This window comes from Pseudomonas sp. BMW13 (assembly GCF_013357275.1).
GTDB classification, from domain to species: Bacteria; Pseudomonadota; Gammaproteobacteria; order Pseudomonadales; family Pseudomonadaceae; genus Aquipseudomonas; species Aquipseudomonas khazarica.
Window position 1 is genome coordinate 396,167 of record NZ_SUKD01000002.1, and the last position, 10,763, is coordinate 406,929.

11 protein-coding genes are annotated in these 10,763 nt (G+C 66.6%); 8 read left to right on the plus strand and 3 right to left on the minus strand.

Going from position 1 to position 10,763, the window contains the following annotated elements; genetic code table 11:
• Positions 1 to 132: 132 nt before the first annotated feature.
• On the minus strand, positions 133 to 579 hold the full coding sequence (gene dksA, locus E4487_RS02920; RefSeq protein ID WP_017675309.1) for an RNA polymerase-binding protein DksA: 447 nt from the start codon (positions 577 to 579) through the stop codon (positions 133 to 135).
• 256 nt (positions 580 to 835) lie between these two features.
• Here dksA and E4487_RS02925 point away from each other — a divergent pair, with 256 nt between their 5' ends.
• The gene (locus E4487_RS02925) at positions 836 to 2,017 is read left to right on the plus strand and encodes a pyridoxal phosphate-dependent aminotransferase (protein WP_037050764.1); all 1,182 of its coding nucleotides are present in this window, start codon (positions 836 to 838) and stop codon (positions 2,015 to 2,017) included.
• Positions 2,007 to 2,714, plus strand: coding sequence for a DNA/RNA nuclease SfsA (sfsA, locus tag E4487_RS02930; RefSeq protein ID WP_175252679.1), 708 nt, complete (start codon positions 2,007 to 2,009; stop codon positions 2,712 to 2,714). The genes E4487_RS02925 and sfsA overlap by 11 nt, the downstream gene beginning before the upstream one ends.
• Here sfsA and E4487_RS02935 read toward each other — a convergent pair.
• Positions 2,711 to 3,028, minus strand: a complete 318-nt coding sequence (locus tag E4487_RS02935) for a Rieske (2Fe-2S) protein (protein WP_134675635.1) — start codon at positions 3,026 to 3,028, stop codon at positions 2,711 to 2,713. The two genes, sfsA and E4487_RS02935, sit on opposite strands and share 4 nt — an antisense overlap.
• Positions 3,029 to 3,142: 114 nt before the next feature.
• On the minus strand, positions 3,143 to 5,353 hold the full coding sequence (locus E4487_RS02940; protein ID WP_175252680.1) for a TonB-dependent hemoglobin/transferrin/lactoferrin family receptor: 2,211 nt from the start codon (positions 5,351 to 5,353) through the stop codon (positions 3,143 to 3,145).
• A gap of 174 nt (positions 5,354 to 5,527) precedes the next feature.
• Here E4487_RS02940 and E4487_RS02945 point away from each other — a divergent pair, with 174 nt between their 5' ends.
• The 6 genes from E4487_RS02945 to E4487_RS02970 all read left to right on the plus strand — a co-directional run bounded on the left by E4487_RS02945 (position 5,528) and on the right by E4487_RS02970 (position 10,661).
• A complete protein-coding gene (locus E4487_RS02945) occupies positions 5,528 to 6,598 on the plus strand; it encodes a hemin-degrading factor (RefSeq protein WP_175252681.1) in 1,071 nt (356 codons plus the stop codon).
• Position 6,599: 1 nt separating this feature from the next.
• A complete protein-coding gene (locus tag E4487_RS02950) occupies positions 6,600 to 7,487 on the plus strand; it encodes a hemin ABC transporter substrate-binding protein (protein WP_175252682.1) in 888 nt (295 codons plus the stop codon).
• A gap of 50 nt (positions 7,488 to 7,537) precedes the next feature.
• Positions 7,538 to 8,521: an iron ABC transporter permease gene (locus E4487_RS02955; RefSeq protein ID WP_167519233.1), complete on the plus strand. Its 984-nt coding sequence runs from the start codon at positions 7,538 to 7,540 to the stop codon at positions 8,519 to 8,521.
• Positions 8,521 to 9,288: a heme ABC transporter ATP-binding protein gene (locus E4487_RS02960; RefSeq protein WP_175252683.1), complete on the plus strand. Its 768-nt coding sequence runs from the start codon at positions 8,521 to 8,523 to the stop codon at positions 9,286 to 9,288. The genes E4487_RS02955 and E4487_RS02960 overlap by 1 nt, the downstream gene beginning before the upstream one ends.
• 19 nt (positions 9,289 to 9,307) lie before the next feature.
• Positions 9,308 to 10,192, plus strand: coding sequence for a ChaN family lipoprotein (locus tag E4487_RS02965; protein WP_175252684.1), 885 nt, complete (start codon positions 9,308 to 9,310; stop codon positions 10,190 to 10,192).
• Positions 10,193 to 10,253: 61 nt separating this feature from the next.
• Complete coding sequence (locus E4487_RS02970; RefSeq protein WP_175252685.1) at positions 10,254 to 10,661, plus strand: nuclear transport factor 2 family protein; 408 nt, start codon at positions 10,254 to 10,256, stop codon at positions 10,659 to 10,661.
• Positions 10,662 to 10,763: the final 102 nt, after the last annotated feature.

Genomic DNA, 10,763 nt, shown 5'->3' on the forward strand with positions numbered 1-10,763 from the left:
AGGCGAGGCTGGGTCGAAGGGGTTGTTTTCTCCCCTCTCCCATTCATGGGCAAGGGGCCGGGGGAGAGGGCATGCGCTGAATCACCCTCTCCCCAGAAATGCAACGGGGCGCCTGAGCGCCCCGTCGTCGGATCAGGAACCGATCTGCTTTTCCTTGATTTCCGCCAGCGTCTTGCAATCGATGCACAGGGTGGCGGTGGGGCGGGCTTCCAGTCGGCGAATGCCGATCTCGACGCCGCAGGAGTCACACCAGCCGTAATCGTTGTCTTCGATCAGCTGCAGGGTCTCGTCGATCTTCTTGATCAGTTTGCGCTCGCGATCACGGGCACGCAGCTCCAGGCTGAACTCTTCTTCCTGGCTGGCGCGATCCGCCGGATCGGGGAAGTTGGCCGCTTCGTCCTGCATGTGGTGCACGGTGCGGTCGACTTCCTGCATCAGCTCCAGCTTCCACTTATTGAGGATGCTGGTGAAGTGAGCGCGCATCGGCTCGCTCATGTATTCCTCGCCCTTCTTCTCTTGATAGGGCTCGAAACCACGAATCAGCTGGCTGGTGCTTTTGGCTTTTTCTTTTGTGGGCATGGATGACGCCTCTCACTCTTTCGAATCCATCGCGCAGGTTATTCCATTGCCAGACGGTTTTCCGGCCCTGCGACTGCAAGCCGGCGAACTTACCAGATCGAATCGGGGCGCGCTACTCCCGGTTGTCTCTGCCCCTCCGGGGTGTGAATGAAATCTGCATGGGCCTGATCGGCAAGTGTAGCGGTGCCCGGCGTCCTTGCCGCTTGCCCGAGCAGCCCTGCTAGAATCCGCCGCTCGCAACCGTGAAGGCAGGCCCATGGCTCAGCTCTACAGTGGGCGCAGTCGCGCCATCGAACCCTTTCATGTGATGGCCCTGCTGGCGCGGGCCAACGAGCTGCAGGCAGCCGGTCACGACGTCATCCACCTGGAGATCGGCGAGCCGGATTTCACCACCGCCGAGCCGATCATCCGCGCGGGCCAGGCCGCCCTGGCAGCCGGGCATACCCGTTACACCGCCGCGCGGGGCTTGCCGCAGCTGCGCGAGGCGATCGCCGCGTTCTACGCCGAGCGTTATCGGCTGAACGTCGACCCGCAGCGCATCCTGATCACGCCGGGCGGCTCCGGCGCCCTGCTGCTGGCCGCCAGCCTGCTGGTCGATCCCGGCAAGCACTGGCTGTTGGCAGACCCCGGCTATCCGTGCAACCGCCACTTCCTGCGTCTGGTCGAAGGGGCTGCGCAACTGGTGCCGGTTGGCCCGGACGTGCGCTACCAGCTGACTCCGCAGCTGGTCGAGCGGCACTGGGACTCCGCCAGCGTCGGCGCCCTGGTCGCCTCGCCGGCCAACCCTACCGGTACCCTGCTGCACAAGGACGAGCTGGCGGCCCTGGCGACGAGCATCAAGCAGCGCGGCGGCCATCTGGTGGTGGACGAGATCTACCACGGGCTGACCTATGGTTGCGATGCGAGCAGCGTGCTGGAGGTGGATGACGAGGCCTTCGTGCTCAATAGTTTCTCCAAATATTTCGGCATGACCGGCTGGCGCCTGGGCTGGCTGGTCGCGCCCGAGGCGGCGGTGCCGGAGCTGGAGAAGCTGGCGCAGAACCTCTACATCAGTGCGCCGAGCATGGCTCAGCACGCTGCGCTGGCCTGTTTCGAGGCCGATACCCTGGCCATCCTCGAAGAACGCCGCCACGAGTTCCAGCGCCGCCGCGACTACTTGCTGCCGGCGCTGCGCGAGCTGGGCTTCGGCATCGCCGCCACGCCTGAAGGCGCCTTCTATTTATATGCGGACATCAGCGCCTTCGGTGGCGACGCCTTCGCCTTCTGCCGCCACTTCATCGAAACCGAGCACGTGGCGTTCACCCCGGGGCTGGATTTCGGCCGTTATCAGGCCGGGCATCATGTGCGTTTCGCCTACACGCAGAACGTCGAGCGCCTGCAGCAGGCAGTCGAACGCATCGCCCGTGGCCTGAAGAGCTGGAATCCCGATGCGCTTTGATCCGCCCCTCGAAGAAGGGCGCCTGCTGCGTCGCTACAAGCGCTTTCTGGCCGATATCGAGACGGCCAGCGGCGAGGCGCTGACCATCCACTGCGCCAATACCGGGTCGATGCTCAACTGCATGAGCGAAGGCTGCCGGGTGTGGTTCAGCCGCAGCAACGATCCCAAGCGCAAGCTGCCGGGGAGCTGGGAAATCAGCGAGACGCCGCAAGACCGCCTGGCCTGCATCAATACGGCGCGGGCCAATGCACTGGTGGAGGAGGCGTTGCGCGCTGGACTGATCAGCGAGCTGAACGGTTTCACCGCGCTCAAGCGCGAGGTGCCCTACGGGGTGGAGAACAGCCGCGCCGATTTTCGCCTGGACTTCCCCCAGGGGCCGACCTTCGTCGAGGTCAAGAGCGTCACCCTGGGCTTCGACGGCAGCGATGTCGCGGCCTTTCCCGATGCGGTGACGCAGCGCGGCGCCAAGCACCTGCGTGAACTGGCAGCGCTGGCACGTGCCGGCGTGCGCACGGTGCAGCTGTATTGCGTGAATCTCTCCGGTATCGTCGCCGTGCGCGCCGCCGAGGAAATCGACCCGGTCTACGCGGCGGGGCTGCGCGAGGCCAAGGCGGCCGGGGTCGAAGTGCTGGCCTACGGCGCCGAACTCAGCCCCGAGGGCATCGCGCTGGTGCGTCGTCTGGACGTGCTGGCCTAGGGCACGATCCAGATTCCGTCGGCGTCTTCCCGGCATTCCAGCGCTTGCAGCGCCTGTCCCTCGCAGGGGCCGGCCACGCATTCGCCGCTCTCGATCAGGAACAGCGCGCCATGGGTGGCACAGCGGATCAGGCTGCCGCTGTCATCGAGAAATCCGTCCTTCTGCCATTCCAGGGCAACGCCGCGATGTGGGCAGCGGTTGAGGTAGGCGTGCACCTGGCCGTCGCGGCGTACGGCGAACAGGTTCAGTTGCTCGATCAGAAAGCCCCGGCTCTGACCTTCGGTCAGTTCCTGTGGGCTGCATAAGCGGATCATCGTGTTCTCTCGTGTATGCCCTTCTGCCATGGGTAGAAGGTGGCGCGTGGCGCCGTCAGCGAGGCCGATTATCCCGCAGGAAGGAGGAGGGCGCATCCATGCGCCAAGTGGAACTCAGAATTGCCAGGAGGCCGATACGCGGAACGTGCGGCCTGGCTCGCTGTAGTAGTCGACCGGCTGAGGCGTGCTGCGGCCGGCGGCACTGGGCACGTTGAGCGCATTCCAGTACTTCCTGTCGAACAGGTTGAACAGGCCGGCCTGCAGCTTGACGCCGTCCAGGGCCGCGGGCTGCCAGTAGCCCGTCAGGTCGACCACCGCATAGCCCGGGGCCTTGAAGTCACTGTCATTCTCGACCTTGTCGCGACGGCGCGCGGCGGTCAGCATCAGGTCCGCGCCATGGCGCTGGCGGGTGTAGCTCAGGCCCAGGGTGCCGGTCAGTGGCGCGACCGAGTTCAGGTGTTGCCTGGTTTCGCGGTCCTTGCCCACGGCCCAGGCGATCGAGGACCAGAGCTGCCAGGACGGCATGAACTGCCAATGCGCGCTGCCTTCGGCGCCGTAGATGCGCACTTTGTCGCGGTTGGCCATGACTTCGAAGAAGGTGGGGAATTCGCCCGCCTGGAAACCATAGTCCTCTTCGTCGGCGCTGATGCTGTCGATGAAGTTCTTGTAGTGGTTGTCGAACAGGCTGACCGAGCCCCCCAGCTGGCTGTCGCCGAGGCGGGCGCCGACTTCGTAGCCGGTGCTTTCCTCGGGCTTGAGGTTGGGGTTGCCTACTCGTGCGTAGCCCATGCCGGCGTTGGTGAAGGTGCTGTACAGCTCGTTGACGTCCGGCGCCTTGAAGCCCTGTGCCCATTGCGCATAGAGGGTTGCCAGCTCGTGGGCCTGCCAGGTCAGGAGCAGGCTGCCGGACCACTTGGCGTCCTTGTTCTCGCTGAGCATCACGCTGTCGCCGGCGAGCACGTAGCCGCTGGTGGAACTGCTCGGCTTGTACGCGTAGTGGTCATAGCGCACGCCCGGCGTCAGGGTCAGGGTGTCGCTGAGGGCAATCTCATCCTTCAGGTAGAGGCCCTGCAGCGTACCGGGCGTCTTCGGCATTTCGGCCTGGTTGGTGTGCAGGTTGACGCAGGAGAAGTAGATGCCGGCTGGCGTGCTGCCCGGTTGCGGCGGGAAGGGAGGCACCAGCACGCTGGGGCAGGCATCGTAGCCGCTGCTGTACTGCTCGGCTTCCAGGCGGCTCCACTCCATGCCCAGGGTCAGGTCGTGGCGGCCCAGTTGTTTGCCCAGGCTGCTGCTGATGCCGTACTGGCTCTTCTCGATCTCGTTGGCGCGGCCGAAGGGGCCGGCCAGCGTCCCGGCGCGGGTGGCGTCGACTTCGTCCTCGCGATAGAGCTTCTGCCAGTAGACCACCGTGTCGGCCCAGTCCAGCAGGTTGTCGCTGCCTGCGGCGCGGTACTGATGGTCGAACGAGAGTCGCTTGCGCTCGTTGGTCTCGCGGGTGTCGTAGTGCCGGGGGTAGTTGGCCGTGCCCTGGTTGATGCGGCTGTCCATGTCCTCGACGCGTTCGAACAGCTCGGCCGTCATGCCGATGCGGTGGCCTGCGGCGAGCTTCTGCTGGATCTTCAGCAGCAGGCTCTGCTGTTCGCTATCGCTGGGGTTGGCGGCGGTGCGCTGCGTGCCGAGCAGGTTGTCGTTGCCCTGGCTGTCGAGCTCGTGGCCCTGGCGGCCGCCGGCCTGGAGCAGCCAGGCCGTGTCGTTGATCCGACCGGCCAGGGCCGCATTCAACCCCCAGCTCTGGTCGGCACTGTCGTAGTCGCTCTTCACCAGGCTGGCGAAGCTGTCGTCGTTACCCAGCAGGTCATCCGGACTCAGGGTCCGCAGTTGCAGGGCGCCGCCAAGGGCCCCCGAGCCGAGCTGGCTGGAGTTGGCGCCGCGAACCACGTCGATCGATGACAGGCTCTGGAAGTCGATGCTGTCCAGGCCGCCGTTGACTTCACGCACCGCGTCATTCAGCCAGGGCATGCGGATGCCGTCGATGGTGGTCAGCACGCGATCGCGATCCAGGCCGCGGATGTTGACGCTGTTGTTGCTGCGGTTGTAGTTCACCCCCGGTTCGGCGCGTCGCGACAAGTCATCGAAATTGCGTATCTGACGACGCTCGAGGGTCTCGGCATCGGTCCGGGTGGTGGTCGGCAACGGCTGCTCGGCCGCACTGGCGGTGACTTCGACATCGGGGAGCTCGGCCGGTGTATCGGCCAGGGCGAGGGAGGGGCACAGCATCAGTAACGCCAGCCATGGGCGGCGGGCATAGGGCGGGTGAAGGGGCATGGCAATGGCTCCGTGCGTGCTGGGCAGTTCTGCGACTGCCTGGTTGGCGACGACGCAAGACGGTAACCAGATTATTTATCTGATGCAAATAATTCTCATATAGATTATCGTTTGTAGATTGCCGTCGCTGTGCAGGAACAGCGGGCACGTCTTGCCGTGAGAGGAGTTGTCCTGATGAATAGTGTGAATCCCGCCGCCTTGCCGGCCATCGATCTGTACCAGGCCTGGCAGGCCCTGCGTCTCGAACAGCCCCGTCTGCGGGCCCGTGATGCGGCTGCCGTACTGGGTGTCAGCGAGGCCGAGCTGACCGCCAGCCGCCTCGGCGTGGATGCCGTGCGCCTGCGCTGTGACTGGCCCGAGTTGCTGCCTGCGCTGGGGACGCTGGGTTACATCATGGCGCTGACCCGCAACGAGCACTGCGTGCACGAGCGCAAGGGGCACTACCGCGAGGTTTCCGTCAGCGCCAATGGGGCGATGGGGCTGGTGGTCTCCGCCGACATCGACCTGCGCCTGTTCATGGCGCAGTGGGCCAGCGTGTTCGCCGTCGCCGAGAACGGCGAGCGTGGCGTGCAACGCAGCATCCAGGTCTTCGACCGCCAGGGGCTTGCGGTACACAAGGTCTACCTGACCGAGAGGAGCGACGACGCGGCCTGGGCACCGCTGGTCGAGCGCTTCCGGGCCGAGGTGCAGAGTGCCGAGTTGGAGCTGCTGCCGCCGGCCGAGCGCAGGGCGCCGCGTGGCGACGATCAGGTCGATGTGGAGGCACTGCGTGCCGACTGGGCTGCGCTGAAGGACACGCATCACTTCTTCGCCATGCTCAAGCGTCATGACCTGGCCCGTACTCAGGCCCTGCGCCTGGCCGGTTATGAGTGGGCCGAGCCGCTGGCCACCGCCGAACTGCCCAGGCTGATCGAGGCGGCGGCAGCGCGTGAGGTGCCGATCATGGTGTTCGTCGGTAACCGTCACTGCATCCAGATTCACACGGGGCCGGTGCGCAATCTGCGTTGGCTGGATAACTGGTTCAACGTGCTCGATGCCGAGTTCAACCTGCACCTGAGAACCCCAGGTGTGGTCGAGCTCTGGCGCGTGCGCAAACCCAGCGTGGATGGCGTGATCACCAGCCTGGAGGCCTATGACGAAGAGGGTGAACTGGTGGTCCAGCTGTTCGGGGCCCGCAAGCCGGGCATGGCCGAGCGTGACGACTGGCGCGAGCTGGCCGAGTCCATCGCGGCACTGGAGGTCTGACATGCGCTTGAGTGGAACCTTGGCGCTGTGCAGCGCCCTGCTGTTTGCTCCCCTGGCCGGTGCGGGCGAGCTGCCGCAACGCTGGGTCAGCTCCGGTGGCTCGCTCAGCGAGTGGGTGGTGCGCCTGGGGGGCGAGAGCAAGCTGGTCGGCGTGGATACCACCAGCCTGCATCCACAATCGCTGCAGCAGTTGCCGAGCGTCGGCTATCAGCGGGCGTTGTCGGCGGAGGGGGTGCTGTCGCTGCACCCGGACGTGCTGATCGGTAGCGAAGAAATGGGGCCGCCTCCGGTGCTCGCGCAGATCAAGGCAGCCGGCATTCGTATCGAGAGCCTGTCGGCCAGGCCCGATCTGGATGCGCTCGAAAGCAATGTGCTGCGCCTGGGTGAACTGCTCGGCAGGCCGCAGCAGGCGCATGAAGAGATCGCGGCCTATCGTCAGGCCCTGCAGCATCAGGCGGCCTGGGTCGCCAAGGCGCGCGAGCGCCAGCCGGCACCGCGTGTGCTGATGCTGCTCGGTCATGCTGGCAGCAACCTCATGGCGGCCGGCAAGGACAGCCTGGCGGTGTGGCTGATCGAGCAGGCCGGTGGCGAGAGTCGCACCGAGCACAGCGGCTACAAGCCGATCTCCAGCGAGGCCTTGCTGGCGATGGACCCACAGGTGCTGATCGTTGCCGACCGCAGTCTGCAGGGGGAGGAGGCGCGTCAGGCGGTGCTGCGGCAGAATCCGCTGCTGGCGCAGACCAGCGCCGTGCGTGACGGCCGTGTGCTGAGCCTCGATCCGACGCTGCTGGTGGGCGGGCTCGGTCCGCGCCTGCCCGAGGGGCTGGTCGAGTTGTCGGCGGCGTTCTATCCTTCCGAGCCAGCTCTGACGGCCGAACTCGACCGATGAATCCTGTTTTTCGTCCCCGCCCATTGCTGCTGGCGATGGGCGTCCTCCTGCTGCTTTCGTTCTGGCTGTCGCTGGCCCTGGGGCCCGTCAGCCTGCCGCTGGGCGATACCCTGCTGGCCGCGCTGCGCTTGCTGGGCCTGCCCATCGACGGGGAGGGCCTGCAGCAGGCCGAGCTGATCCTCGGTCAGATACGCCTGCCGCGCAGCCTGCTGGGGCTGTGCGTGGGTATCGTGCTGGCGCTGTCCGGCGTGGCCATGCAGGGGCTGTTCCGCAACCCGCTGGCTGACCCCGGCCTGGTCGGGGTCGCCGGTGGTGCCGCGTTGGGTGCGGCTGTCGCCATCGTCGGTGGCAGCATGATCGGCGGTCTGCCGTCAGCCATCGCGCCTTATCTGCTGTCGCTCTGCGCGTTCAGCGGCGGTCTCATCGTGACCGCCGTGGTGTATCGCTTCGGGCGTCGCGACGGGCAGACCCACGTCGCCACCATGCTCCTGGCCGGGGTCGCGCTGACCGCGATGTCCGGCGCCGGTGTCGGCCTGTTCACCTACCTGGCCGATGATGCCACCCTGCGTAGCCTGACCTTCTGGAATCTGGGCAGCCTCAACGGTGCCAGCTATCCACGGCTGTGGCCGTTGCTGCTGGTGACCCTGGCCATCGCCTTGTGGCTGCCACGCCGCGCCGCGGCGCTCAACGCGCTGCTGCTGGGCGAGTCCGAAGCGCGTCATCTGGGGTTCGATGTCGAGCGGATCAAGCTGGAGCTGGTGCTGTGCACGGCGCTGGGCGTCGGTGCCGCCGTTGCAGCGGCCGGCCTGATCGGTTTCATCGGCCTGGTGGTCCCGCACCTGATGCGTCTGCTGGTCGGCCCCGATCACCGGGTGCTGCTGCCGGCATCGCTGCTGGCCGGCGCCAGTCTGCTGCTGCTGGCCGATCTGCTGGCGCGCCTGCTGCTGGCGCCGGCGGAATTGCCGATCGGCATCGTCACGGCGTTGATCGGAGCGCCGTTCTTCCTTTATCTGCTGGTGCGGGGGCGAACCTGATGTTGCGCGCAGAACAGCTGAGCGTGCGCCGGGGCGGCAAAACCGTCCTGGGGGATATCGACCTGAGGTTGCAGCCTGGCGATGTGCTGGGCGTGCTCGGCCCCAATGGTGCCGGCAAGAGCACCCTGCTGGGGGCCCTGTGCGGGGAATTCGAGGCGAGCGCCGGACGGGTGACTCTGGATGCGCGCGCCCTGAGTGACTGGGATGGGCGTCAGCGGGCCCGGCGGCTGGCGGTGTTGCCGCAGAGTTCGACGCTGAGCTTCGCCTTCCCGGTGGAAGAGGTGGTCGGCATGGGGCGTCTGCCGCATGCCAGCGGGCGTGTGCGTGACGCCGAGATCGTCGCCATGGCGCTGCGCGCGGCCGATGCCGAGCACCTGCGTGGGCGCAGTTACCTGGCGCTGTCCGGTGGCGAGCGCCAGCGTGTGCACCTGGCGCGCGTGCTGGCGCAGCTCTGGCCGGGCGGAGAGGGGCAGGTGTTGCTGCTCGACGAGCCGACCTCGGCGCTCGATCCGCTGCACCAGCACACCACGTTGCAGGCGGTGCGTGACTTCGCCAGCCAGGGGGCCGCGGTGCTGGTGATCCTGCATGACCTGAACCTGGCGGCGCGATACTGCGACCGTATTCTCCTGCTCCAGGCGGGACGCCCCCACGCCTTCGGCAGCCCCGACGAGGTGCTGCGGGCCGAGCCCCTGCGTGCGGTGTTCGGTCTGGACGTACTGATACAGCGACACCCGGAGCGCGGCCATCCACTGATCGTGGCGCGTTGACTCGATGCAGGAGCTTGCCATGCGAATACTGTTGCTGTGTTGCCTGTCCCTGCTGGTCGCCTGCCAGTCCCGAGGCGTACTGCCACCGCCGGCTCCTATCGCCAGCGAGGGGCGTGACCACGTAGACCTGGGGGTGATACTCGACCTGCGCAGCGGTGAGCGCATCACGCCGCAGCGACTGGTCGAGCGCCTGGCGCGGGCGTCGCGGGTCGTGGTCGGCGAGCAGCACGACAACCCGGATCACCACGCCCTGCAACTGTGGTTATCGCGCGAACTGGCGGCCCGGCGTCCGCAGGGCAGTGTGCTGCTGGAAATGCTCAGCCCGAGCCAGCAGACCAGAGTCGATCAGGTCCGGGGCGAGACGCGTGCGGGGCGCCCTCCGCTCGACGCCATCCGGGCCCTGGCCTGGCAACCGGGGTGGGACTGGGCGATGTACGGTGCGCTGGTGCGTTACCAGCTGCGCCAGCCCTATCCATTGCTGGCGGCCAATCTGGACCGGGAAGAGATCATGCGCATCTATCAGCAGCGTCCGGCGCTGCAGGGGCAGGCCTCTACCGCTGCGGCGGTGCAGCAGCGGCTGCAGCGCGATATCCGCGAGTCGCACTGCGGCCTGCTCCCGGAGAGCCAGGTGCCGGCGATGCTGGTCGTGCAGCAGCAGCGTGATCGGCGCATGGCCGAGGCATTGCTGGCAGCGCCGCGACCGAGCCTGCTGCTGGCAGGTGCCTTTCATGCGCGCAAGGATCTGGGGGTACCGTTGCACCTGGCAGACCTCGGCGCGGGGCAGGGCAATGCCGTACTGATGCTGGCCGAAGTCGGGCGTCAGGTGGATGCATCGATGGCGGACTACGTCTGGTTCACCGCGGCGCAGCCGGAGCAGGACCACTGCGCCAAACTGCGACCCTAGCCGCCTTTCCCGGGATGGCTGCGGGGTATCCTCGGCGCTTTGCCGATCTGGAGCCTGCGCCATGTCCGCCGCTGTTCGCGACCTGCTGCACCGTTACTTCAATGCACTCAACGACCGCGATGTCCGTGCCTGTCTGGCGCTGGTCAGCGATGACCTGATCCTGGAGCCCAACCAGGGGTTCGCCGAGCATGGCCGCGCAGCCTTCGCGGACTACCTCGAGCGGCACATGCAGTGTTACCGCGAAACCCTCGAACAGCTGGTGATCCTGACCGATCCGCAGGGCGCCCATGCGGCCTGCGAGTACCACGTCGCCGGGGAGTACCTGGCAACCGACGATGGGCTGCCGGAGGCGTGCGGGCAACGCTACGCGCTGCGGGTAGGGGCGTTCTTCGAGATTCGCGAGGGGCTGATCAGCCGTATCAGCCTGCATTTCAATCTGCCGGACTGGCTGGCGCAGGTCGACGACTGAAGCGGCCGCAGCGTGTTTCGTGCGGGCAAAAAAAGACCCGGCAAAGAGCCGGGTCAATAACCGTGATTAGCCTGATGAGGAGATAATCTGAAGAGTCCGACT

Bases quoted from the DNA above. Each gene is read 5' to 3' on its own strand.
- dksA (WP_017675309.1), bottom strand. From the start codon at position 579: ATGCCCACAAAAGAAAAAGCCAAAAGCACCAGCCAGCTGATTCGTGGT.
- E4487_RS02925 (WP_037050764.1), top strand. From the start codon at position 836: ATGGCTCAGCTCTACAGTGGGCGCAGTCGCGCCATCGAACCCTTTCAT.
- sfsA (WP_175252679.1), top strand. From the start codon at position 2,007: ATGCGCTTTGATCCGCCCCTCGAAGAAGGGCGCCTGCTGCGTCGCTAC.
- E4487_RS02935 (WP_134675635.1), bottom strand. From the start codon at position 3,028: ATGATCCGCTTATGCAGCCCACAGGAACTGACCGAAGGTCAGAGCCGG.
- E4487_RS02940 (WP_175252680.1), bottom strand. From the start codon at position 5,353: ATGCCCCTTCACCCGCCCTATGCCCGCCGCCCATGGCTGGCGTTACTG.
- E4487_RS02945 (WP_175252681.1), top strand. From the start codon at position 5,528: ATGAATAGTGTGAATCCCGCCGCCTTGCCGGCCATCGATCTGTACCAG.
- E4487_RS02950 (WP_175252682.1), top strand. From the start codon at position 6,600: ATGCGCTTGAGTGGAACCTTGGCGCTGTGCAGCGCCCTGCTGTTTGCT.
- E4487_RS02960 (WP_175252683.1), top strand. From the start codon at position 8,521: ATGTTGCGCGCAGAACAGCTGAGCGTGCGCCGGGGCGGCAAAACCGTC.
- E4487_RS02965 (WP_175252684.1), top strand. From the start codon at position 9,308: ATGCGAATACTGTTGCTGTGTTGCCTGTCCCTGCTGGTCGCCTGCCAG.
- E4487_RS02970 (WP_175252685.1), top strand. From the start codon at position 10,254: ATGTCCGCCGCTGTTCGCGACCTGCTGCACCGTTACTTCAATGCACTC.